This is a genomic window from Achromobacter sp. T5-5 (genome assembly GCF_055397965.1).
This window is the reverse complement of the sequence record NZ_AP027919.1, coordinates 3,977,817-3,999,982: the sequence shown is the minus strand read 5'-3', so window position 1 is coordinate 3,999,982 and position 22,166 is coordinate 3,977,817. Positions and strand designations below refer to the sequence as shown.

Sequence of the window (22,166 nt, the reverse complement as noted above, 5' to 3'; positions counted from 1 at the left end):
TCGGTTTCGCAGGCTCCAGCGTCGCACGAGCACAGCCCAGATAAAAATCGGGGCTGTCCGGTTGTTGCTACTCGCTGATGTGATTGAATCGTACCGACCCCGGCTCGATTCCGCCGCGCCGCAGCCTGCCGTCCACATCCTCGTGGTCTGCGGCCGAGCTATCCGTCTCGGGCAAGTCCAGCCAGTTTGCAAGATCCTGCTTGGCTTGATGCAGTTCGGAAATTCCGCCATTCACGAGGGCCACGCCCTCGCCGCCGTCGAGCTTTCGGTAGGTGATCTGCGTCTTCATCGTGTCTCCTGAGTTTTGGTGGATCTGCCGTTCCACCGTAACACACGATGCATCGGTCGGCCTCAGCCGGGCGGCGAGCCGAATGGCGCTGTCACCTCCGCCATCACCCCTTCACCAGCCCCCCATCGACAATCAGATTCTGTCCCGTCACCGCCCGCGACCACGGGCTGGCGAAGAACAGCACCGCGTCGGCGAACTGTTCGGGCGTGGTGACTTCGCGCAGCGGGGTGCCGGCGGCGATCATGTCGAAGACGGCGTCGGGCGTGGCGGCCGAGGCGTCGGTGGTGCGCAGCAGGCCGCCGGACACCATGTTGACGGTGATGCCGTCCGCGCCCAGCTCGTGCGACAGGGTGCGGGTGAAAGCGAGCAGGGCGGCCTTGGCGGCGGTGTAGTCGTGGTAGGGCACGACCGGGTTCTGGACCAGGTTGGTGCCGACGTTGATGATGCGTCCGCCGCCGGCGGCGCGCATGCCGGGCAGGGCGGCCTGCGTGGTGTTCAGGGCGGCGCGCACGCTGCCTTCGAGCTGGGCGTTCATCTGCGCCCAGTCCAGCGTGTCGGCGTGGGGGCGGGCGTCGCCGTTGAACTGGAAGGCGGGCAGGGCGTTGTTGACGATGGTGTGGACCGGCTGGCCGAAATGCTCGCTGGCGCGCGCGACCATCGCGGCCACGGCGGCCGGGTCGCGCACGTCGGCCTGCACGGCCAGGGCGCGGTCCGGGGCGGACGCCGCGAGCGCCTGCGCGCGATCGGCGCTGTTCAGATAGTTGATGACGACCCGGGCGCCTTCACGCAGGAAGGCTTGGGCGATGGCGGCGCCCAGGCCGCGGCTGGCGCCGGTGACGATGACCAGTTGCTGGTCCAGGTTCAGTTGCGGGCGTTGCGATGACATGGGTAAACGGTTTCCTGCTTAGTGTTCGGAGCCGCTGTTGAGCATGCGGCTGCGGGCTTTTTCGATGTGGGCGCGCATGACGTTGCGCGCGCCGTCGGCGTCCTGGTCGCGGATCAGGGTGTAGATGTGGCGGTGTTCGTCGATGGCGGCGCGCGTGCGCTTCCAGGGTTCACTGTGCACCAGATGGCGCATGACGTTCACGGCGTGGCTGACGTCGTACTCCAGTGACTTGAGCACCTGCACGAAGCGCTGGTTGCCGGTGGCGGACGCAATCGCGCGGTGAAAGCCGTAGTCGTGATGGTGGGCGATGGCGCCGGACGCGTCGGCTTCTTCGTAGCCGGTCAGCATGCGGTCCATTTCCTGCAGATCCTCGGGGGTGCGGCGCAGCGCGGCGAGGTGGGCGCATTCGGGTTCGATCACCATGCGTAGTTCCAGGCCTTCGAGGATGTGGCCGACCCGGCGCGCGGGGTCGACCGCCGGCATGCCGCCCATCAGGTCCGGCTTGGACTTCACGTAGGTGCCCGATCCCCGGATGGAATCCACGAGCTGGTCTTCGCGCAGCCGGTCCAGCGCCTGCCGCACGACGGGGCGCGACACTTCGAATAGCGCAGCCAGTTCCAGCTCCGTGGGCAGCTTGTTGCCGGGCGCGATCTTGCCGGTGGCGATCGCGTAGAAGAGGCTTTCGTAGACGCGCTCGGCAAAGCGCTCGGCGCGGACGTAGCCCAGGCCGGACGCCACTTCCGCCAGCACGTCCAGTTCGGGACGGGGGCGGGTGGCCGCGGCCAACAGCGATTCGAGCTGCGGGTCACGCACGTTGCTCATCAGGCGCGCTCCTTGAGGATGGGGGACGGGTTGTCATCCTTCATGACTAACCCGTGGGGCGCTAAGCCCCTGAAATATTAGGGATAACCCGATCATTCAGAAAAATGTCCCGAAGCTTGGGATAAAAGCTGTCATTCCAATTGACAAGTTGCGGGGGGCTCCCGTACCTTGCCATCAAACCACAACGCCCGCGCGCACGACGCGCCGGCGGCGCAACCGGCCCAGCCGCCGGGAAGCGCCTGGAGACACGCAGATCCCCCCAACCGGCCGTTCGGCCGCTACTTTACTCCGCACATCGTGACTCAGAAGAACTTTATCGCCAACCAATGGGTGGCCGCTGCCACCGGTGAAACCATTCCCGTCCTGAACCCGTCCGATGGCAAGCCGTTCGAGGCGCTGGCCCGCTCGAACGAAGCCGACGTGGACCGCGCCGTGCAGGCCGCGCGCCAGGCCTTCGAGGGCGAGTGGGGCCAGATGGCGCCCGCCGTTCGCAGCCGCCTGCTGATGAAGATCGCGTTTGCCCTGCTGGACCGCCAGGAAGAACTGGCCCAGCTTGAATCGGCCGACACCGGCAAGCCCATCAAGCAGGCTCGCGCCGACGCCGCCGCCGTGGCGCGTTACTTCGAGTTCTACGCCGGCGCGGTCGACAAGCTGCACGGCGAGACCATTCCCTACACGCCGGGCTTCACCGTCCTGACGGTGCGCGAGCCGCACGGCGTCACCGGCCACATCGTGCCCTGGAACTACCCCCTGCAGATCTTCGGGCGTAGCGTCGGCGCGGCGCTGGCCGCGGGCAATGCCTGCGTGGTCAAGCCTGCCGAGGACGCCTGCCTGTCGCTGCTGAAGCTGGCCGAGATCGCCGCCGAGGTCGGGCTGCCCGCGGGCGCGCTGAACATCGTCACCGGCTACGGCCACGAAGCGGGCGCCGCGCTGTCCGCGCACCCCGGCATCGACCACATCTCGTTCACCGGCTCGCCGCAGACGGGCAAGATGGTGGCCCACGCCGCCGCGGAAAACCACGTGCCCGTCACGCTGGAACTGGGCGGCAAGTCGCCGCAGATCGTGTTCGACGATGCCGACCTGGACGCCGCGATGCCCGTGCTGCTGGGCGCCATCATCCAGAACGCGGGCCAGACGTGCTCGGCCGGCAGCCGCGTGCTGATCCAGCGCGGCGTGTATGAAACCGTGCTCAAGCGCCTGTCGGACGCGTTCGCGGCCACGGTGACCGGCCCGGCCGCCGCCGACCTGGACGTCGGCCCGCTGATCAACGCGCGCCAGCAGGACCGCGTGCGCGGTTTCCTGGCCGAGGCCGAAGCGCAAGGCATGAAAGTGGCCGCGCGCGGCAAGCTGAAGGACGGCACGCCGGAAGCGGGCTTCTACCAGCCGCCCGTCCTGTTCCGCGACGTGCCGCCGGATAGCCGCCTGGCGCAGGAAGAGGTCTTCGGTCCGGTGCTGGCCGCCATGGTGTTCGACACCGAGGAAGAAGCGCTGGAAATCGCCAATGGCACGCTCTATGGCCTGGTGGCCGGCGTGTGGACCCGCGACGGCGGCCGCCAGATGCGTCTTGCGCGCAAGCTGCGCGCCGGCCAGGTGTTCATCAACAACTACGGCGCGGGCGGCGGTGTGGAGCTGCCGTTCGGCGGATCGCGCCAGTCGGGCTATGGCCGCGAAAAGGGCTTCGAGGCGCTTTACGGCTTCACCTCCCTGAAGACCATCGCGATCCGCCACTGATCGCGTTACGGATCGCGGGACGGGCGGCGGCCCCGGGCAAAATATCGGTTAACGTTGATGTTTTGCTTCCGGGGCGCGCCGCCCCGCATTCAGGATCCGTATGTTCACCGGTATTGTTCAAGGCACCGCGAAGATCGCAAAGATCGCGGATCGCGAGGGCCTGCGCACGTTCACGCTGGATTTCCCCCCGGGCTTCTGCACCGACCTGGCCATCGGCGCCAGCGTATCGACGGACGGCGTGTGCCTGACCGTCACTGAAATCCTGTCGGAAAGCCAGGCCACCTTCGATGTCATGCTGCAAAGCCTGGCCATCACCACGCTGGGCCGCTACGCCGAGGGCGACCGCGCCAACGTCGAGCGCGCGGCCAAGGATGGCGCCGAGATCGGCGGCCATCCGCTGTCGGGCCACGTCGATTTCACGTCGGAAGTGCTGATGGTGAAGTCCTCCGACACCAATCGCCTGATGCGGTTCAGCATCCCCGAGGCGTTTCGCAAGTACGTGTTCGCCAAGGGCTACATCGCCATCAACGGCGCCAGCCTCACCGTGTCGGAAGTGAACCGGACCGAAGGCTGGTTCGAGGTCTGGCTGATCCCCGAGACGCGCCGCATGACGGTCTTCGAGGACAAGCAGGTGGGCGACACGGTCAATATCGAGATCGAGCGCAGCACCCAGGTCATCGTCGACACCGTGCGCGAGACCGTCCAGGAAAGCCTGGGCAAGCTGCAGCCGCTGCTTGAGGCGATCCTGAAGGAAAAGGGGTTGACGCTGGAAGACTTCGTCAGCCCGCAGGGCAAGCTGAAGTAATCCGGCCGCCCGGCCGCCCGGCGGGCCGCTGCCGACCCGCCAGACCGCGTCGCCCTCACTTCGCCGCGAACGGCTGCCCCTGCGGCCGCACCCGCATGCCCGGCGCCAGTCGGGTCCAGGGCAGGTCCGCCGGGTCGGCCTGCATCGGGCCGGGCGCCTTGGCGACCAACACTTCGTGCGCGATGGGCTGGAAATCGGCGCGGAAGTGCACCGAGCTTTTCACCACCAGCATCCTCATCTCCTCGGGCTGCACGCCGCCGACGCGGAACAGGTTGCGGTCCAGCATCTGCGCCTTCCCGGCGCTGACCACGACGCGCACGCCGCCGATGCGCAGCGTGGCGACCGCGCCCAGGTCCACGTCCATGCCGTTCATCATCGGCCCGTCAAAACGCAGCTTGCCGTCTGACAGCGCCTCGACCTCGAATTCGCCTTCGAACGGCGCATCGCCCGCCACGCCGGATTGTCCGCCCAGGCTGAGCCTGACGGTGGCGCCAACGCCTGCGTTCGTCGCCTGGCGCACCGCCTCGGGGTCATAAAGCAGCCCCAACGCCGCGTTCTGCGCGTCGGCCTGCACCAGCGCGCGCAGCATGCCCGTCGTGTTCGCGTCGCCGCCCGCGCCGGGATTGTCCTGCGTGTCCGCGATGACCACGGGCCGCGTGGCGCTGGCGGCCAGGGCCTGCGCGCGCCGCACGGCTTCGGCCGGCTCCAGGAAATCGGGCGACCATTCGGGCTCCAGCGCCTGCACGCGGGCGTACAGCGATTCCACCGCCTGTGTCACTGCCGCGGCGTCCGTGCCGTAGGCCCACACCACCGGCCCGCACTCCGGAAAATCCGCCGCCGGAAAGCCCGGCGCGAACGAGATCGACGCGATCCCGGGCGCCTGTTCCAGTTCCGCCAGCAGTTCGTACACGCCCTGCGAGGGTTGGAGCATGGTGCACATGCCGTTGATCGGAATCAGGAAGGGCAGCCGGCGTTCGCTGCGCGTCCATTGCTCGCCGGCCTGGATGCGGGCGGCCAGCAGGCGCGCGGCCCGCTCGCCGGTGTCGGCCATGTCCACGTGCGGATAGGTGCGGAACGCGACCAGTCCGTCCGCCATCTGCAGCATGCGCGCGGTGACGTTCGCGTGCAGGTCAAGGCTGGCGACCACCGGCACGTCCGGCCCCACGATCTCGCGCACGCGGGCCAGGAGCTCGCCTTCGCCGTCGTCCAGATGCTCGGTGACCATCGCGCCGTGCAGGTCCAGGTAGATGGCGTCAAAGCCGCCCGCCCGGACCGCGTCCAGGATCTCGCCGGCGATGCGCTCGTAGGCGTCCTGCGTCACATGGGCCGACGGACTCGCGCCGGCCCAGATCACGGTCTTGACGGTGTGGCCTTCGGCCGCCACGGCATTGATGAAGCCGCCCGCCGGAATGTTGACCTCGCGCAGCCCCAGCACGTCCGCACCGCGCACCATCGCGGGAAAGCCCTCGCCGCGGACGAAGTTCTCGTAGCCCGCCTTGGACGGCGCGAAGGTGTTGGTTTCGTGCTGGAAGCCTGCAACCAGGATGTGCATTTTCGTTTTCCTCGCCGATGGGGCGTGAATTCAAGGGTCCGGGAATTATTGGGGGCGGCGCAGCCTTCAGCAATACCGCCAGTGCCGCATAGGTCCTCCCATGGCCGCCCACGCCCGTTATCGCGGGAAATCCCTGATCAATCCTGCGTTGCACGCCGCGAAGTTGCTCGCTTAGAATATTTTTATGAACTACGTAGGTATTGCTAATCAATACTTAAAAGTTGACCCGTGATGGCGCATCGAACCGGATGCGCCATGTCGCGCCCGCCGCTCAGGCGCATCAAATTTGCAGGGAAGTCATGCGGATAGACGAATACGAAAAGCTGGATGGGTTGGACCTGGCGGCGCTGCTTGCGCGCAGGCAGGCGACGCCGGCGGAACTGATGGAATGCGCGCTGCAGTTGGCCGAGGAACGCGGCTCGCCGCTGAACGCGCTGACCTACGCGCAGCCCGACACCGGCCGCCGCCTGGCGGAACGATGGAACGAACGCGGCCTGTTCCGCGGCATTCCTTTCTTGCTGAAGGATTCGGGCCTGCCCAGCCGGCGCTTTCCGTCCAGCCTGGGCTCGGCGTTGTTCGACGACACCGAGTATGGGTTCGACGCGACGCTGGCCGAGCGTTTCGAGGCGCTGGGGCTGATCCCCTTCGCCCGCACCACCGTCTCTGAACTGTGCATGGGACCGTCCACGGAAGCGCGCCGCAACGGCGGACCCACGCTGAATCCGCGCGCGCTCGACCGGTCGGTGGGCGGTTCGAGCGGCGGCGCGGCGGCCGCGGTGGCGGCGGGCATCGTGCCGGTGGCCCATGGCAGCGACGGCGGCGGTTCGATCCGCATTCCGGCGGCTTGCTGCGGCGTGTTCGGACTCAAGCCCAGCCGCGGGCGCGTGCCCATGGGGCCGGCGCGTGGCGAAGGGTGGGGCGGCATGGCCTGCGAAGGCGTGCTGACCCGCAGCGTGCGCGATACCGCGGCCGCCATGGATGGCATCGGCGGCTACGCCCCGGGCGCGCCCTACGCCGCGCCGCCCGCGCCGGGTTCCTATCTGGATTCGGTGCGCGAGCAGCGCCGCGAGCCGCTGCGCATCGCGTTGTGGCGACAGGCCTGGAATGGCATTCCCATTGCCCCGGAATGCCTTGCCGCCGTCGAGCGGACGGCCCGCCTGTGCCAGGAACTGGGGCACGAGGTCGTGGAAGCGCCGTTGCCCGACCTGGACTATTCCGGATTCGTCCGCGCCCATGGCACGGTGCTGGCCACCAATATCGTGCTGGCCGTGCAGGCCAGGCTGGCCATCCGCGGCCGCACCTTGCGCGACGACGACCTGGAACCGGTCATCCGCGATGGCCTGTCGGTCGGACGCGAGTTGTCTTCCACGCAATACGTGGATTCGATCAACCGCTTCCACGCGATCGGACGCGCCATCGAGTCGGCCATGACCGGCTTCGACCTGGTGCTGACGCCCACGCTGGCGCAACTGCCCGCCAAGCTGGGCGACCTGGCGCTGGAAGGGGAGTTCTGGGCGTTCCGCGAAAAGGTGTCGCGCTACGCGACCTTTCTGGCGGTGATCAATGCGTCGGGCCAGCCGGCAGCCAGCCTGCCGCTTGACTGGACGGAATCGGGAGTGCCTGTGGCAAGCCAGTTGATCGGGCACTTCGGGCGCGAGGACCAGGTCCTGCGCATGGCAGCCGAGCTGGAGCGGGCCGCTCCGTGGGCGGGGCGGCAGATCTTGCTGCCCTGATCGGCATCGCGGTCCGCCGGCACGATCCGGCGGCGCCGTACCAAATCACACAAGGGGAAGAAATGAAACGATCCTTTATGTTTTCCGCAGCCATGTTCCTGGCCGTGGCGGGCCCGCTGGCTGCGGCGCCCACCGCCAGCCAGGCCGAGACCTCCGCCAAGTTCGTGATGCATGCGCCGCTGCGCGTGCTGGACCCGATCCTGACCTCGGCCTACGTAACGCGCAACCACGGCTATCTGGTGTACGACACGCTGTTCTCCATGGATGCCGCGGGCCGTCCGCAGCCGCAGATGGTGGAGTCGTGGAAGGTATCTGAAGACGGCATGGCCTATACCTTCAAGTTGCGTCCGGGGCTGGTCTTCCACGACGGCGCGCCGGTGACGGCCGACGACGTGGTCGCGTCCCTGCAGCGCTGGGAGGCCGGCGATGCCACGATCGGCAATCGGCTCAAGAACGCCACGGCGGAGCTGGCCGCGTCGGGCGCGGACACCTTCACGCTGAAGCTCAAGACCCCTTATGGCCTGGTGCTGGAGTCGCTGGCAAAGGAAAGCTCGCCGGTGCCTTTCATCATGCCCAAGCGCATCGCCTCCGCGCCCGCCTCCCAGGCAATTACCGAAACCGTGGGATCGGGCCCGTATCGATTCGTGCAGGCTGACTTCCAGGCTGGGGTAAAGGCCACCTATGTGAAGTTCTCCGGCTACGTGCCGCGCAAGGAACCCGCAAGCGCGTTCGCGGGCGGCAAGGTCGCCAAGGTCGACCGGCTGGAGTTGGTGAACATCCCGGATAGCCAGACAGCGGTGAACGCCCTGCGTAACGGCGAGATCGACTTCCTGGAGGATGTGCCGCCCGACCTGATGCCGCAGTTGAAGGACGCCAAGGGCATCGCGTTGAAGTCCTATGGCAAGAACTCCAACATGTTCACCCTGAGGATGAATTGGCTGCAGGCGCCGTTCAATAACGTGAAGGTGCGGCGGGCGGCGCTGGCGGCCCTGTACCAGCAGGATTACCTGGATGCGCAGATCGGTGACCCCGAGGTCTACCAGGTGTGCGGCGCGGTCCTGACCTGCGTGTCGCCCTATGCGTCCGAGGCAGGCGCCACGCAGATCAAGGCGCCGGACCTGGCGCATGCCCGCAAGCTGCTGAAGGAAAGCGGTTACGCCGGCGAAAAGGTCGTGGTGCTGCATCCGACCGACCTGCCCATCTTCGCCAACATCGCGCCCGTCACGGCGCAGGCCCTGCGCAGCATCGGCATGAACGTCGAGATCCAGTCGATGGACTGGGCCACGCTGCTCAGCCGCCGCAGCAAAAAGGAGGGCGTGGACGATGGCGGCTGGAGCATCTTCCAGTCCAACATGTCCAGCCTGGACCTGATCTCGGCCGTGGGCAATCCCAACCTGGACGGGCGCGCCGGCACCACCTATCCCGGCTGGACCCACGACGAGGTCATGGACTCCCTGCGCAACCGCTTCGCCGCCGCCCGCAGCGAGGACGAGCGCCGCGAACTGGCCCTGGCGATCCAGCGCCGCAACTACGAGCAGGTGATGTATGTGCCGCTGGGCGGGTATTCCAAGTTCAAGGGATACAACGCCAAGTTCGCCGATCTGGTCGACGCGCCGATTCCGCTCTTCTGGACCTCGCCCAAGTAGCGCAAGGGGATCTCCATCATGCTCAACCTGATCTTCAAGCGCGTGCTGGCCGCCATCCCCGTGATGCTGGTGGTGGCCACCGTGGTGTTCCTGCTGTTGCGGCTGGCGCCGGGCGACCCCGCCCGCGTCATCGCCGGCGACATGGCCAGCGAGCAGGCCGTGGCGGAGGTCCGCGCCGAAATGGGCCTGGATCGACCGCTGCCCACGCAGTACCTGCTGGCCATGGGCGCATTGCTCAAGGGCGACCTGGGTTCCTCGATCATTTCCAAGGACCCGGTGGCGACCCTGATCGGCCAGCGGCTGGGCCCGACGATGGCGCTGGCGATCTGCGCGATCCTGCTGACCATCTGCGCCGCGATTCCGCTGGGGGTCTTCTCGGCGTGGTGGCACAAGGGCCTGTTCGACCGCATCACCCTGGCGTTGACGGTGCTGGCGTTCTCGGTGCCGGCGTTCGTGGTCGGCTATCTGCTGATCCTGGTGTTTTCGGTGAAGCTCAATTGGCTGCCGGTGCAAGGCTACGCGGAGCTGGCCTCGGGCTTTGGCACGTTTCTGTACCACATGGCCCTGCCGACCATCACGCTGGCGACGGTGTTCGTGGCGCTGATCACCCGCATTACGCGGGGCAGCATGCTGGAAGTGCTGGGCGAGGACTTCGTGCGCACGGCGCGCGCCAAGGGGGTGCCCGAACGCTATGTCCTGTACCGCCACGCCTTGCGCAACGCCGCGGTGCCCATCGTGACCGTCATCGGCCTGGCGCTCACCACGCTCATCAGCGGCGTGGTCGTCACCGAAACCATCTTCAACATTCCGGGCGTCGGGCGCCTGATCGTCGACGCCGTGCTGGCGCGCGACTATCCGGTGGTGCAGGGCACGATCCTGTTCTTTTCGTTCGTGTATGTCTTCATCAACCTGGCGATCGACCTGCTTTATGTGGTCCTCGATCCGCGCATCCGCTATTGAGGCCGGACATGAACACAACCGTTTTGGACCGACCCCGCTCGTTCTGGCCCGCGCTGACGCGCGATCCGCTGATGTTCACCGGCCTCGCGCTGCTGGTGGCCCTGGTAGGGCTGGCGATGCTGGCGCCCCTCATCACCTGGCACGATCCGGCCACGCTGGCTCCCCGGATGCGGCTCAAGCCGGTCAGCCTGGAATACCTGCTGGGCACCGATTCGCTGGGCCGCGACCTGTTCTCGCGCGTGCTGTACGGCGGACGCCTGTCGATCACGCTGGCCGCCCTGGTCAGCGTGATCTCGGTGTGCGCCGGTCTGTTGCTCGGCCTGCTGGCAGGCTACTTCCGCAGGCTCGACGCGGTGGTCATGCGCATCATCGACGGCATCATGGCCATTCCCGGCCTGCTGCTGGCCATTGCCATGGTGGCCCTGGGCGGGGCGACCATCCCGACCATGGTGACGGCCATCGCCATTCCGGAGATTCCGCGCGTGGCCCGGCTGGTGCGCAGCGTGGTGCTGTCGGTGCGCGAGGAGCCCTATGTCGAAGCCTCGCTTGGCATGGGCACCCCGACATGGCGCGTGCTGTGGCGCCACGTCCTGCCCAGCACGATCAATCCGCTGGTGGTGCAGGCCACGTTCATTTGCGCCTCGGCCATCCTGATCGAAGCCGTGCTGGGATTTCTGGGACTGGGCTTTCCGCCCGAGATCCCCAGCCTGGGCAGCATCATTTCCGAGGGTCGCGCGTTCTTCCAGCGCGCGCCGTGGATCGTCCTGTTTCCGGGTGTCTTCCTGGCGCTGCTGATCCTGTCCGTGAACCTGTTCGGCGACGCGCTGCGCGACCGCCTGGACCCGCGCATGGCGCGCCAACGCAAGGGCTGAAGCCGATGTCTTCCACACCCATCCTGGAAATCCGCGACCTGAAGGTCAGACTGCCCGGCGCCGGCGACCGGCGGTATGCCGCCGAGGGCATCGCGCTTACCGTCAACCCGCGCGAAATCGTATGCATCGTCGGCGAATCCGGCTCTGGCAAATCCGTCACGGCCAGCGCCGTCATGGGCCTGCTGCCCAAGAACGCGCTGACGCTCGAAAGTGGCCAGATCCTCCTGTCCGGCCGGGACATCACGCACGCCTCCCTGGCCGAACTGCGCGCCCTGCGGGGCGACCGGATGGCAATGATCTTCCAGGAGCCGATGACGGCCCTGAACCCGCTGATGCAGGTGGGCGACCAGATCGCCGAGATCTTCCAGTTCCATGGTCCGTCGCTGTCGCGCCGGGACGTCGACCAGCGCGTGCTGGCCCTGCTGGCCGACATGCGGCTGCCTTCGCCCGAAACGCTGCGCCACGCCTTTCCGCACCAGTTGTCGGGGGGGCAGCGCCAGCGCGTGATGATCGCCATGGCGCTGGCGATGGAGCCGGCGCTGATCATTGCCGACGAACCGACCACCGCCCTGGACGTGACGTCCCAGGCCCAGGTGCTGCGCCTGCTGCACGGCCTGCGCGAGCGCCACGACACCGGCATCCTGTTCATCACGCACGACTTCGACGTGGTGGCCGAGATCGCGGACCGGGTGATCGTGATGCAGCACGGCCGCATCGTCGAAACCGGCGCCGCCGACGAGGTGCTGGCCAATCCCCAGCATCCCTATACCCGCAAGCTGATCGACGCCGTGCCCCGGGGGCAGTTCGGCGCCGGCGCGCCCCTGCCCGACGGCGACCCCGTCATGTCGGTCGAGAACCTGGGCATGCGCTTCGTGACGTCCAGCCTGTTGCGCGCCAAACGCCGCGAGGTCAACGCGCTGGACGGCGTCTCGCTGTCGCTGGCCCGTGGCGAAACGCTGGGCATCGTCGGCGAATCGGGGTCGGGCAAGACCACGCTGGGGCGTTGCCTGGCGCACTTCGCGCGCCCCACGTCCGGGCGCATCGTCATGAACGGCGAAGATGTGTCGCACCTGTCCCGCGCGGCCTGGCGGCAGTGGTGCAAACGCATCCAGATGGTGTTCCAGGACCCTTACCGCTCGTTCAATCCGCGTCTGACCATCGAAGCGACGCTCTCGGAGGGACCGCTGAACTACGGCGAGGATCCGGCGCGCGTGCAGGCGCGGATGCGCGACATGCTGGCGCTGGTCAGCATCGACGACAGCGCGCTCCAGCGATACCCGCACGAATTCTCCGGGGGCCAGCGCCAGCGGATTTCGATCGCGCGGGCGCTGATGATGGAGCCCGAGATCCTGATTGCCGACGAGGCGGTGTCGGCGCTGGACGTGTCGGTGCAGGCCCAGATCCTGGATCTGCTGGAACGGATCCGCGCGCAGCTGAACCTGAGCATGATCTTCATCACCCACGACCTGCGCGTGGCGGCCAGGCTGTGCCATCGCATTGCGGTGATGCAGCGCGGCCGCGTCATGGAGATCGGCCCCGCCGAACAGATCTTCACGCGGCCGGACAGCGCCTATACCCAGGAACTGCTGGCCGCCATCCCCGGCAAGGAAGGGCTGGGCAGCCGCTGCGCGCCCGGGCTGGCCCTGGCCGGCGCTTGAAGGAGACGCCGATGACACGCGTTGCCTTATTGAGCCGGTCGGCCAATCTTTCCTACTTCCAGCCCCTGTTGCAGGGCCTGGCGCCCGAGCTGGACGTTGCCGTCTGGCCCGACCCGCGCAGCCTGCAGGCCGACGTGGCGGTGTGCTGGAATCCGCCCGAGGGCGTGTACGACGACATGCCCAACCTGAAACTGATCCACAGCATCGCCGCCGGCGTGGACAACCTGCTGGACGGCCAGCGCACGCGCGGGCTGCCGGTCTGCCGCGTGGTGGATCCGCAACTGGCGCAGGGGATGCTGCAGTACGTGCTGTGGTGCGTGCTGACGTTCCATCGCAGACTGGATCTGGCGCTGTCCAACCAGCGCGCCGCGCGCTGGCACCGTCCCGCGCAGACACCCGCTTCGCAATGCCGGGTCGGCCTGATGGGCCTGGGCGAGCTGGGCGGCGCCATCGCCGCCGTGCTGCCGGGGCTGGGCTATGCCGTCAATGGGTGGTCGCGCACGCCCCGGCAGATCGAGGGCGTGCGCGTCTATGCGGGCGAGGGCGCGTTCGAGGCGTTTCTTGCCAACACCGACATATTGGTGTGCCTGGTGCCGCTGACCCGCGCCACCCGCGGCATCCTGAACCGGCGCACGTTCGACGCCCTGCCGCAAGGCGCGGCGGTGGTCAATTGCGGCCGCGGCGAACACCTGGTCGAGGCGGACCTGATCGACGCGCTGGCCCGCGGGCAATTGCGCGGGGCGGTCCTGGACGTGTTTGCCAAGGAGCCGCTGGATTCGGCCAATCCGCTGTGGTCCACGCCCGGCGTGATCGTGACCCCGCACATGGCCACCATGCCGGCGCCCGCCACCGTGGCCGAGCAGGTCGTGGCCAATATCCGCCGCCTCGGGCAGGGCGAAGCCCTGGCCAACGCGGTGGACCTGACGCGCGGCTACTGACTCCGACAGTCCATCAGCCCATCAGCCCATCAGCCCATCAGCCCATCAGCCCAGCCCGTTATCCGATTGCCAACCCTAGACGAGAAACTTCCATGTATTTTGATGACCCCGCGTTCACCATTCCGACCGGCGCGCCCGCGCCCCTGGACCCGCAGATCGCAGAATTCCTGAAGCGCATGGCGGCGGACGCTTCCCAGTATCCGCGCCGCGACACCCTGTCCATCGAGCAGGGCCGCGCCAACGCCGAGAAGGTGCGGCTGCCGTGGGCCCAGGGCGGTCCCGCCATGGCGCGCACCGATGAGCGCCAAGTCACGACGCGGCACGGCCAGGTGCGCGTGCGCGTCTATTACCCGGCGCAGCGCCGGCTGCCGGGCGCCTTCATGTACATCCACGGCGGCGGCTTCGTGCTGTTCAGCATCGACACGCATGACCGCGTGATGCGCGAGTACGCCGAGCGGGCCGGGATCGTGGTCGTCGGCGTGGACTACACCCGCGCGCCGGAAGCCAAGTTTCCCCAGCCGCTGGAGGAGTGCGTGGACGTGCTGCGCTGGATCGCCGCGTCGGCATCCGACCTGGACATCGACGCGGGCCAGCTCTTCGTGGGCGGCGATTCCGCCGGCGCCAATCTGTCCATGGGCACGGCGCTGACGCTGCGCGACGAGGGCACCCCGCTCATCAAGGGGCTGGTGCTGAACTACGGCGGCTTCGGCAGCAACCTGTTCCGCAATTCCGTCGTCCGCTACGGCGCGGGGGAATATGGGCTGTCGCTGCACATGATGATCTGGTTCCGCGGCATGCATATCCGCCACGGCAAGGACTTCTTCGATCCCCGGGTGGATATCCTGCGCGCCGACCTGACGGGCCTGCCGCCGGCGTGGCTGGTGGTGACCGAATGCGATCCGCTGCACGACGACAGCATCGAGCTGGAGCGCAAGCTGCGCGAAGCCGGCGTGGACGTCGCGTCCAAGGTCTACCCCGGCACCGCGCATAGCTTCCTGGAGGCCGTATCGATCGCGGCGGTGGCCGGCGAGGCGTTCGACGACACGGCGAGCTGGCTGCACGCCAAGGCCTAGGAGCGCGCGATGTATACCCCGCCGGCCTATGCCGAAACCGATATCGGCGTGCTGCACGCGTTCATCCGTGCGCACAGTTTCGCCACCCTGGTGACCGTGGGCGCGGAAGGCGCGAATGCCACGCATCTGCCGTTCCTGCTGCGCGACGACGGCGGGCGGGGCGTCCTGGTCACCCACCTGGCCCGCGCCAACCCGCAATGGCGGGACTTGCAGGGCGGCGCGCAGGCGCTGGTGCTGTTCCAGGGACCGCACGCATTCATTTCGCCCAGCTGGTACGTCAATCGCCAGACGTTTCCCACCTGGAACTACACGGCGGTCCATGTGCGCGGCGCGCCGCGCCTGATCGAGGCGCCCGAGGCCATCCGCGCGGTGCTCTCCGAGACGGTCGCGCGCTACGACGCGCCGCTGGGCGGCGAGTGGACCTTCCCGTCCATGCCCGAATCCCTGACGGCGCCGCGCCTGCAGGCGATCGCGGCGCTGGAGATCCCCATCGGCACGCTGGAAGGAAAGATGAAGCTGAATCAGGACAAATCGGTGGCCGACCGCCTCGGGGTGATACGCGAACTGGAGCGCCTGGGCGACACTGGCAGTCTGGCCATTGCCCGACTGATCCGTGCCCAGCCTGATCTGGCGGCGCAGGCGGCCGGCCCAGCCTGACCACAACCGGAGTCCCTCATGATTCATGATGCAAACGAAGCGCGCGTGCGCGACGAACTGGCCGCGCTGTACCGCCTTGTCGCCCACTTCCGCATGACCGACCTGATCGACACCCACATCAGTGCGCGGGTGCCGGGCACGGATAACCATTTCCTGATCAACCGCTACGGCGTGCTGTTCCATGAAATGCGTCCGCAGGATCTGGTGAAGATCGACCTGGAGGGCAATCCGGTCGATCCCGGCGACGCCGAAAGCCAGATGGTCAATGCGGCGGGGTTCACCATTCATTCGGCGGTGCATGCCGCGCGCCATGACCTGGCCTGCGTGGTGCATACGCACACGGCCGATGGCATTGCGGTGGCATGCCAGCGCGACGGCCTGTTGCCGATTACGCAGCATGCGCTGCGCTTTTACAAGCGGCTGGGCTATCACGACTACCAGGGCATCGCGCTGGATCTGGAAGAGCGTGAAAGCCTGGTCGCCAGCCTTGGGCCCCACAAGGCCATGATCCTGCGCAACCACGGCCTGCTCGCGGCCGGTTCGTCGGTGGCGGAGGCCTTCGTCAACATCTATTACCTGGAGCGCGCCTGCCAGGCGCAGGTCAAGGCGCAATCGACCGGCGCGCCCCTGGTGTTCCCGTCGGAGGCGGTGTGCGAGCGCACCGCGAGCCAGTACGAACGGCCGACCGCCCCGATCTACACGCAGCGGGTATGGACCGCGGCCCGGCGCCTGCTGGAGCCGGACTTGGAGACGGTCGAATGAAAGACGGCCTGGCCAACCTGGACGGGCGGGCCGGCGTTCAGGACAAGCCGACCTTGCCGCTCAGGCCGCGCGCCGCGGTCAGCAGCAGCGGCGAATAGCGCCGCGCGAATTCCGCCGGCGTGGCCCATTCGGACACCAGCCCCGCGATCTGAATTGCCGCCACCGGGCGATGGCGATGGTCCAGGATGGCGGCGGCCAGGTTCAGTTCGCCGAGCATGCTTTCCTCGATGGCAATGGCATACCCGTCCTGGCGCGCCTGCTCGACCAGGGCGCGGATACGGTCCGGATCGTTGTCGGTCTTGGGCGTGGTCGGGATGGCGGCAAGCGGCATCTGCGCCGACCGGGCCAGGATGTCTTCGACCTCTTCGGCGGGCAGGTGGGACATGATGGCGCGCCCGCCGGCCGTTTGCACCATCGGCAAGGCGCGGCCGGCCAGCGTGCTGCTGAAGGTCTGGCGCTTGGTCTGGCGGCGCAGCGCAAAAATGATGTAGAGGTCGTCGAACAGGCTCAGCTCGACGCGTTCGTTGGTTTCGCGCTGCATTTCGGCGATGAGCGGGGTGGCGCGTTCAAGCAGCGGCACGCTGCGCATGTAGTCGAAGCTGCGCTGCAGGATCTTCTTGCCGGGCGTGTAGCCCTTGCCGCCCGCGCCGCGTTCCAGGTAGCCCAGCGTGACCAGGGTGTGCGTCATGCGCTGCGTGGTGCTGCGGTCGAATCCCGTAATCTCCATGAGTTCATTCATGCTCATGGTCGACGGGCGCTGGGCGAAGGCTTCGAGCAGCTCGAAGCCTTTGGCCAGGGATTGAACGAACAGGGGGTCGGGACGGCTCATGGATATCGCTTCCAGGGCGATGGGTCGCCCGCTCAGATAGGAACCCAGGGATTTTATAAAGGTTCTTAAGTATTTCCTATAGATACTTGTGTGCTTACCGGCGAGACCGTGCGCGGCAGGCCGATTGGCATAGAATGCCCTACATCAGCGGCCATACCGAGGTCATCATGTCGGTCACATCCGATATCAAGATTCGCCCCCTCGAGCGCGGCGACCTGCACTTCGTGCACAAGATCAACAATAACGACGTCATCATGCGCTACTGGTTCGAAGAGCCCTACGAGGCCTATGACGAACTGGTCGCCCTGTACGACCGCCATCTGCATGACCAGAACGAGCGGCGCTTCATCATCGAGCACGACACCGGGCAGCCCGCGGGGCTGGTCGAACTGGTGGAGATCGATTACATCCACCGCCGCGCCGAATTCCAGATCATCATCGCGCCCAGCTACCAGGGCAGGGGCTACGCCAAGGCCGCGACCCGCATTGCCGTGGGCTATGCGTTTCGCGTGCTGAACCTGCACAAGGTGTATCTGGTGGTCGACAAGGACAATACCGCGGCCGTGCACGTCTACGAGCGCTGCGGTTTCCAGATCGAAGGCCTGCTGAAGGAAGAGTTCTTTTCCAACGGCGCGTACCGCGACGCCTACCGGATGGCGCTGCTGCAGCACGAGCATTTGCGCGACGTCGGGCCGGGCGCGCCGGATGCGCCCGTGCTGCGCGACTGGCCGCAGGAAGAGCAGGCGGGCTGACGCCCGCCGCCCGCTCAGGGCTTGAAGAACGCCGTGGGCGTCATCAGGCGGTTTTCCTGGCTGATCAGGTATCCGGCGTCCGCGCTCTTGGTCAGGTAGGTGGCCCAGTCCGGGTCCTTCTGCAACGCCTGGCGCTTGGCTTCGCGGTCGGCGGCGCTGTCATAGACCCAGATGTGCATGTAGGTGTTGACGTTGCCCGTCTCGGTCTGCATGTAGGCGAGCGGCTTGCCCAGATGGCGGCTCTGCACCTCGTAGCCGTGCTCGGCGTAGAGCGCCAGGTGCTTCTTGATGGTGCCGGCGCGGCAAGTGTAGGTACGTACGTCGTAAAGCATGGTGCATCCTCGATGAATGTTGCGTAAAAGCCTGCTAGTCGGCCGTGGCGCCGGACTGCTTGACCAGCGCGCTCCAGCGTTTGACTTCGTTGTTCACGTATTGCTGGAAGGCGGCATGGCCGTCGCCCACGGGATCGGCGCCCAGGCCCTTGAGCTTGTCCTGCACCGCGGGGTCCGCGACGCCGTCGGTGATGGCCTTGGACAACTTTTCGACCACCGGCGCGGGCGTGGCCGCGGGGACGAACAGGCCAAACCAGGAGCGCGCGTTCATGGCCGTGTAGGGCGTTTCGGAAAACGCGGGCACGTCGGGCAGGGCGGCGTGGCGCTGCGTGCCGGTGACGGCGATGGGCGTGAGGCGGCCCGCCTGCACCTGCGACAGCACTTCGGGCAGGTTGGCGAACATGATCTGCACCTGGCCGCCCATCAGGTCATTGAGCGCCTGCGCGCCGCCCTTGTACGGCACGTGCGTCATCTGCGCGTCCGCCAGCGAATTGAATTGCGCGCCGGCCAGGTGCGACGCGGTGCCGGTGCCGCCGGACGCATAGTTGACGCGGTTGCCGTTGGCCTTGGCGTAGGCGGCCAGCTCCTGCGGCGTCTTGGCCGGCACCGAGGGGTTCACCACCAGCAGCAGGGGCACCGACGCCAGGTTGGACAGGCCCGCGAAGTCGCGCGTCAGGTTGTAGTCCAGCTTGTGGTAAAGCGTGGCGTTGATGGCATGGCTGGAGGTGGCCATCAGCAAGGTGTAGCCGTCGGGCTCGGCGCGCGCGGCCATGACGGCGCCGATATTGCCGTTGGCGCCCGCCTTGTTTTCCACCACCACGGGCTGCCCCAGGCGGGTGGACATGGATTGCGCGACGGTGCGTGCGATCACGTCGGTGGCGCCGCCGGCCGCGAAGGGCACGATGATGCGCAGGGGGCGGTCGGGGTAATCCGCCGCGGCGGGCGTGGCCACCGCGCCCAGCGAGGCGGCGGCCAGCATGGCGGCGCCGGCGAGGCGCCGCGCGCGGGTCAGGGAATTCGTCATGTCTCTCTCCAGTGTTGGATTTTTTTATGGGGGTGCCGGACCGGCGTGCGTCAGGTCCTGGCGGCGCGCGCCTTGTCGCGCAGGCTCGTCAGGGTGGCCCGGGGCGTGATCACCTCGGGGTCCAGACTGAGTTCGATGAGATAAGGGGAGCCGCTGTCCAGCGCACGCGCCAGGGCCGGGGCGAAGTCCTCATGGCTGGCCACGCGTTCGGCGGTCAGGCCGAACGACTGCGCGTACGCCACGAAATCGGGGTTGCACAGGTCCGTGCCGATGGTGCGGCCGGGGTAATGGATCTCCTGGTGCATGCGGATCGTGCCGTACATGCCGTTGTTGAACACAACGAATACGATTCCCAGCCGATGCTGTTTCACGGTGGCCAGTTCCTGCGAGGTCATCAGGAAGCAGCCGTCGCCGGCCAGGCAGATCACCTGGCGGTCGGGGTGGCGCAGCTTGGCCGCAATGGCCGCCGGCACGCCGTAACCCATGGCGCCGCTGGTGGGCGCAAGCTGGGTGCGGGGCTGGCTGAAGCGGTAGTAGCGATGCGCCCAGGCGCTGTAGTTGCCCGCGCCATTGGTCAGGATCGCGTTGGGTTCCAGCGTGTCGCGCAGCGTCAGCATGACGCGCGCGGGGTCCAGCCGCGCCGTCGAGGCGGGCGGTTCCGTGTAGCGCAGGTAGTTGTCGCGCAGGCCGCTCGCCCAGCCGCGCCAGGGCGCCGCATCCAGGGGCTCCAGTTCCGCGGACATGCGGGCGAAGGCGTCCATGCCCGACTGGATCTTGAGCGCCGGCTGGTAGACGCGGCCCAGTTCTTCCGCGCTGGCCAGCACATGGATCAGCGTCTGGGAGGGCACCGGCGATTGCAGCAGCGTGTAGCCGCCCGTCACCATCTCTCCCAGCCGCGCGCCCACGGCCAGGATGACGTCGGCGCTGCGCACCGCCTCGGCCAGTGCCGGGTTCACGCCGATGCCGACTTCGCCCACGTACTGCGCGTGGCGGTTGTCGAACAGGTCCTGGCGGCGGAACGAGGCCGCCACCGGCAGACCGTTCAGGGTGGCAAAGCGGGTCAGGTTCGCCAGCCCCGCGTCGGTCCACCCGGAGCCGCCCACGATCATGAGGGGGCGCTGCGCGCCGGCCAGCAGCGCGCGCATGTCGGCCAGCGCCTCGGGCGCCGGGTAGGCCTGCGGCACCTGGATCGACCCGCAGGGCAGGGCCGGGGCCACGTCGGTCAGCATGTCCTCGGGCAGCGCCAGGACGACCGGGCCGGGGCGGCCGGAGGTCGCGACGGAAAACGCGCGGTTCATGTATTCGGTGACGCGCGCGGGGCTGTCGATCTGCGCCACCCACTTGGTGAACTGGCCGAACATGCGGCGGTAGTCGATCTCCTGGAACGCCTCGCGCTCGACCATGTCGCTGCCGACCTGCCCGACCAGCACGATGAGCGGCGTGGAGTCCTGGAACGCGGTCTGCACGCCGATGCTGGCGTTGGTGGCGCCGGGGCCGCGCGTGACCATGCAGATGCCCGGGCGGCCGGTCAGTTTGCCGTGCGCCTCGGCCATGAAGGCGGCCGCGCCTTCATGGCGGCAGGACACCAGGCGGATCCGGTCGCCCGCCGTGTACAGGGCGTCCAATACGTCCAGGTAGCTTTCGCCGGGGACACCGAAAACCGTATCCACGCCGTGTTCCAGCAAGGCCCGCACCACATGCTGGCCGCCCGTCATCAAAGTTGAAGTGTCGTTCATCGCCGTTTCAGTTCATCGCCGTTTCAATCAGGCCGCAGCGCGGCGGGTTGAGTCTGGATGAACTGTACGCAGCCCCGGCCGGGGCGCGTTAGGACAGATCAGAGCTTGTTTTGCACTTTTTTGCGGCCCGGCCCGGGGTGGCCGGCAGCGTGGCCGCCGACGAGGACGTCATTCGACGGGGCGGTAGTACTTCTTGCGAAAGTCGCCCGGCGGGCAGCCGGTATGCTTTTTGAAGAAGCGGGCGAAGTACGCGGGGTCTTCGATGTTCAGCTGGAATCCGATCTCGGCGATGCTCAGATCGGTATTGCACAGGAGCCGCTTGGCTTCCAGCGCGATGCGTTCCTGGACGAGCCGGCTGGCGGTGCGCCCCACGTTGCGCTTGACGGCGTCGTTGAGCTGGCGTTCGCTGACGCACAGGGCATCGGCGTACTGGCGGATGGCGGTGAAGTCCAGGTAGTGCTCTTCGATCAGCATGGTGAACCGCTTGGCCAGCGAATAGCTGGGGCCGGCGGCGGTCTCCCGTTCGTCGGCCGGGTACAGGCGGCGAAGCTGCGTCAGGAGGATCAGCAGGTAGGAGCGCACCACGTCGAAGCGCCCCGTCTGGCGGTCGCGGGTTTCGCGTTCGATCTCGCCCAGCAGCGGCAGCATGGCGTCGTGCTGGTCGCGGGTCAGGTAAATGACCGGCGAGCCGCCCGCCAGGTGAAAGAACGGAAACTTGGCGATGTCGTCCGCGCGCGGAAACATCTGCGCGAAGAACTCCGTGCTGATGTTCATGACGTAGCCGCTCGGCTTGACCGACGACGTCCAGGCGTGGATCTGGCCGGGCGACAGGAAGAACACCGAATGGTCGCGCACCTCGTGCTGTTCGAAGTCCAGCATGTGCGAGCCATGCGCATGGGTCATCCAGAGCAGGTGGTAATAGCGGTGCCGGTGCAGAAAGCCGCGCGGGATGTCGTCGTGGTCCTGCAGGCGCACGAGATCGAAGTAGAAGGAACCCTCTCCCGAGAAATCGGACGATTCAAAGGTGGGAAACGTCTCCGGGGAGGGCGAATGCGTACCTGCGGACAAGCGGAGTCTCCTTGACGGCGCGCGGGGCGGCTCTGTTTTTC

21 protein-coding genes are annotated in these 22,166 nt (G+C 67.4%); 12 read left to right on the top strand and 9 right to left on the bottom strand.

The window, feature by feature from the left end:
* Positions 1-67: 67 nt before the first annotated feature.
* The 3 genes from ACZ50Q_RS18155 to ACZ50Q_RS18145 form a co-directional block, all read right to left on the bottom strand.
* The gene (locus tag ACZ50Q_RS18155) at positions 68-289 is read right to left on the bottom strand and encodes a hypothetical protein (protein WP_092581762.1); all 222 of its coding nucleotides are present in this window, start codon (positions 287-289) and stop codon (positions 68-70) included.
* A gap of 103 nt (positions 290-392) precedes the next feature.
* A complete protein-coding gene (locus ACZ50Q_RS18150; RefSeq protein ID WP_464079175.1) occupies positions 393-1,175 on the bottom strand; it encodes a 3-oxoacyl-ACP reductase in 783 nt (260 codons plus the stop codon).
* An 18-nt stretch (positions 1,176-1,193) separates the two neighbouring features.
* On the bottom strand, positions 1,194-1,997 hold the full coding sequence (locus ACZ50Q_RS18145) for a FadR/GntR family transcriptional regulator (RefSeq protein WP_464079174.1): 804 nt from the start codon (positions 1,995-1,997) through the stop codon (positions 1,194-1,196).
* A 294-nt stretch (positions 1,998-2,291) separates the two neighbouring features.
* On the opposite strand from ACZ50Q_RS18145, the gene ACZ50Q_RS18140 reads away from it, so the two are divergent.
* Together ACZ50Q_RS18140 and ACZ50Q_RS18135 are read left to right on the top strand one after the other, a co-directional pair.
* Entirely contained in the window at positions 2,292-3,728 is a 1,437-nt protein-coding gene (locus ACZ50Q_RS18140) for an aldehyde dehydrogenase family protein (RefSeq protein WP_172805928.1), read from the top strand.
* 100 nt (positions 3,729-3,828) lie between these two features.
* Entirely contained in the window at positions 3,829-4,533 is a 705-nt protein-coding gene (locus ACZ50Q_RS18135) for a riboflavin synthase subunit alpha (RefSeq protein WP_464079173.1), read from the top strand.
* A gap of 55 nt (positions 4,534-4,588) precedes the next feature.
* Here ACZ50Q_RS18135 and ACZ50Q_RS18130 read toward each other — a convergent pair whose 3' ends face one another.
* Positions 4,589-6,085 carry a M81 family metallopeptidase gene (locus ACZ50Q_RS18130; RefSeq protein WP_464079172.1) on the bottom strand — a complete coding sequence of 499 codons (1,497 nt, stop codon included), beginning with the start codon at positions 6,083-6,085 and terminating at the stop codon, positions 4,589-4,591.
* Between the two features lie 299 nt (positions 6,086-6,384).
* On the opposite strand from ACZ50Q_RS18130, the gene ACZ50Q_RS18125 reads away from it, so the two are divergent.
* From ACZ50Q_RS18125 to ACZ50Q_RS18085, 9 genes are all read left to right on the top strand, one after another.
* Positions 6,385-7,818, top strand: coding sequence for an amidase (locus tag ACZ50Q_RS18125; protein ID WP_464079171.1), 1,434 nt, complete (start codon positions 6,385-6,387; stop codon positions 7,816-7,818).
* 62 nt (positions 7,819-7,880) lie between these two features.
* Positions 7,881-9,464, top strand: coding sequence for an ABC transporter substrate-binding protein (locus ACZ50Q_RS18120; RefSeq protein ID WP_464079170.1), 1,584 nt, complete (start codon positions 7,881-7,883; stop codon positions 9,462-9,464).
* Between the two features lie 18 nt (positions 9,465-9,482).
* The gene (locus ACZ50Q_RS18115) at positions 9,483-10,424 is read left to right on the top strand and encodes an ABC transporter permease (protein ID WP_076521444.1); all 942 of its coding nucleotides are present in this window, start codon (positions 9,483-9,485) and stop codon (positions 10,422-10,424) included.
* Positions 10,425-10,432: 8 nt separating this feature from the next.
* Positions 10,433-11,296 (top strand): ABC transporter permease, encoded by an 864-nt coding sequence (locus ACZ50Q_RS18110; protein WP_076521443.1) that lies wholly within the window; start codon positions 10,433-10,435, stop codon positions 11,294-11,296.
* A gap of 5 nt (positions 11,297-11,301) precedes the next feature.
* On the top strand, positions 11,302-12,954 hold the full coding sequence (locus tag ACZ50Q_RS18105) for an ABC transporter ATP-binding protein (RefSeq protein WP_464079169.1): 1,653 nt from the start codon (positions 11,302-11,304) through the stop codon (positions 12,952-12,954).
* Positions 12,955-12,965: 11 nt separating this feature from the next.
* Complete coding sequence (locus ACZ50Q_RS18100) at positions 12,966-13,892, top strand: 2-hydroxyacid dehydrogenase (RefSeq protein WP_464079168.1); 927 nt, start codon at positions 12,966-12,968, stop codon at positions 13,890-13,892.
* A 92-nt stretch (positions 13,893-13,984) separates the two neighbouring features.
* On the top strand, positions 13,985-14,965 hold the full coding sequence (locus ACZ50Q_RS18095) for an alpha/beta hydrolase fold domain-containing protein (protein WP_464079167.1): 981 nt from the start codon (positions 13,985-13,987) through the stop codon (positions 14,963-14,965).
* Between the two features lie 9 nt (positions 14,966-14,974).
* Positions 14,975-15,622, top strand: coding sequence for an FMN-binding negative transcriptional regulator (locus ACZ50Q_RS18090; RefSeq protein WP_464079166.1), 648 nt, complete (start codon positions 14,975-14,977; stop codon positions 15,620-15,622).
* An 18-nt stretch (positions 15,623-15,640) separates the two neighbouring features.
* Entirely contained in the window at positions 15,641-16,384 is a 744-nt protein-coding gene (locus ACZ50Q_RS18085; RefSeq protein ID WP_464079165.1) for a class II aldolase/adducin family protein, read from the top strand.
* Positions 16,385-16,421: 37 nt separating this feature from the next.
* On the opposite strand, the gene ACZ50Q_RS18080 is transcribed toward ACZ50Q_RS18085, so the two are convergent.
* Positions 16,422-17,213, bottom strand: coding sequence for an IclR family transcriptional regulator (locus ACZ50Q_RS18080; protein ID WP_076521437.1), 792 nt, complete (start codon positions 17,211-17,213; stop codon positions 16,422-16,424).
* A gap of 167 nt (positions 17,214-17,380) precedes the next feature.
* Here ACZ50Q_RS18080 and speG point away from each other — a divergent pair, with 167 nt between their 5' ends.
* Positions 17,381-17,965 carry a spermidine N1-acetyltransferase gene (gene speG, locus ACZ50Q_RS18075; protein WP_464082011.1) on the top strand — a complete coding sequence of 195 codons (585 nt, stop codon included), beginning with the start codon at positions 17,381-17,383 and terminating at the stop codon, positions 17,963-17,965.
* Positions 17,966-17,979: 14 nt separating this feature from the next.
* Here speG and ACZ50Q_RS18070 read toward each other — a convergent pair whose 3' ends face one another.
* From ACZ50Q_RS18070 to ACZ50Q_RS18055, 4 genes are all read right to left on the bottom strand, one after another.
* Positions 17,980-18,297 carry an NIPSNAP family protein gene (locus ACZ50Q_RS18070; RefSeq protein ID WP_092581775.1) on the bottom strand — a complete coding sequence of 106 codons (318 nt, stop codon included), beginning with the start codon at positions 18,295-18,297 and terminating at the stop codon, positions 17,980-17,982.
* A gap of 34 nt (positions 18,298-18,331) precedes the next feature.
* Positions 18,332-19,321 carry a Bug family tripartite tricarboxylate transporter substrate binding protein gene (locus tag ACZ50Q_RS18065; protein ID WP_464079164.1) on the bottom strand — a complete coding sequence of 330 codons (990 nt, stop codon included), beginning with the start codon at positions 19,319-19,321 and terminating at the stop codon, positions 18,332-18,334.
* 50 nt (positions 19,322-19,371) lie between these two features.
* On the bottom strand, positions 19,372-21,057 hold the full coding sequence (locus ACZ50Q_RS18060; protein ID WP_464079163.1) for a thiamine pyrophosphate-binding protein: 1,686 nt from the start codon (positions 21,055-21,057) through the stop codon (positions 19,372-19,374).
* Positions 21,058-21,225: 168 nt separating this feature from the next.
* Positions 21,226-22,125: a helix-turn-helix domain-containing protein gene (locus ACZ50Q_RS18055; RefSeq protein ID WP_464079162.1), complete on the bottom strand. Its 900-nt coding sequence runs from the start codon at positions 22,123-22,125 to the stop codon at positions 21,226-21,228.
* Positions 22,126-22,166 lie beyond the last annotated feature (41 nt).

Excerpts from the sequence above, each read along its gene's own strand:
- ACZ50Q_RS18070 (WP_092581775.1), bottom strand. The coding sequence starts at position 18,297 with ATGCTTTACGACGTACGTACCTACACTTGCCGCGCCGGCACCATCAAG.
- ACZ50Q_RS18125 (WP_464079171.1), top strand. The coding sequence starts at position 6,385 with ATGCGGATAGACGAATACGAAAAGCTGGATGGGTTGGACCTGGCGGCG.
- ACZ50Q_RS18120 (WP_464079170.1), top strand. The coding sequence starts at position 7,881 with ATGAAACGATCCTTTATGTTTTCCGCAGCCATGTTCCTGGCCGTGGCG.
- ACZ50Q_RS18130 (WP_464079172.1), bottom strand. The coding sequence starts at position 6,085 with ATGCACATCCTGGTTGCAGGCTTCCAGCACGAAACCAACACCTTCGCG.
- ACZ50Q_RS18115 (WP_076521444.1), top strand. The coding sequence starts at position 9,483 with ATGCTCAACCTGATCTTCAAGCGCGTGCTGGCCGCCATCCCCGTGATG.
- ACZ50Q_RS18105 (WP_464079169.1), top strand. The coding sequence starts at position 11,302 with ATGTCTTCCACACCCATCCTGGAAATCCGCGACCTGAAGGTCAGACTG.
- ACZ50Q_RS18145 (WP_464079174.1), bottom strand. The coding sequence starts at position 1,997 with ATGAGCAACGTGCGTGACCCGCAGCTCGAATCGCTGTTGGCCGCGGCC.
- ACZ50Q_RS18100 (WP_464079168.1), top strand. The coding sequence starts at position 12,966 with ATGACACGCGTTGCCTTATTGAGCCGGTCGGCCAATCTTTCCTACTTC.
- ACZ50Q_RS18095 (WP_464079167.1), top strand. The coding sequence starts at position 13,985 with ATGTATTTTGATGACCCCGCGTTCACCATTCCGACCGGCGCGCCCGCG.
- ACZ50Q_RS18065 (WP_464079164.1), bottom strand. The coding sequence starts at position 19,321 with ATGACGAATTCCCTGACCCGCGCGCGGCGCCTCGCCGGCGCCGCCATG.
- ACZ50Q_RS18080 (WP_076521437.1), bottom strand. The coding sequence starts at position 17,213 with ATGAGCCGTCCCGACCCCCTGTTCGTTCAATCCCTGGCCAAAGGCTTC.
- ACZ50Q_RS18135 (WP_464079173.1), top strand. The coding sequence starts at position 3,829 with ATGTTCACCGGTATTGTTCAAGGCACCGCGAAGATCGCAAAGATCGCG.
- speG (WP_464082011.1), top strand. The coding sequence starts at position 17,381 with ATGTCGGTCACATCCGATATCAAGATTCGCCCCCTCGAGCGCGGCGAC.
- ACZ50Q_RS18060 (WP_464079163.1), bottom strand. The coding sequence starts at position 21,057 with ATGAACGACACTTCAACTTTGATGACGGGCGGCCAGCATGTGGTGCGG.
- ACZ50Q_RS18150 (WP_464079175.1), bottom strand. The coding sequence starts at position 1,175 with ATGTCATCGCAACGCCCGCAACTGAACCTGGACCAGCAACTGGTCATC.
- ACZ50Q_RS18155 (WP_092581762.1), bottom strand. The coding sequence starts at position 289 with ATGAAGACGCAGATCACCTACCGAAAGCTCGACGGCGGCGAGGGCGTG.
- ACZ50Q_RS18110 (WP_076521443.1), top strand. The coding sequence starts at position 10,433 with ATGAACACAACCGTTTTGGACCGACCCCGCTCGTTCTGGCCCGCGCTG.
- ACZ50Q_RS18090 (WP_464079166.1), top strand. The coding sequence starts at position 14,975 with ATGTATACCCCGCCGGCCTATGCCGAAACCGATATCGGCGTGCTGCAC.
- ACZ50Q_RS18085 (WP_464079165.1), top strand. The coding sequence starts at position 15,641 with ATGATTCATGATGCAAACGAAGCGCGCGTGCGCGACGAACTGGCCGCG.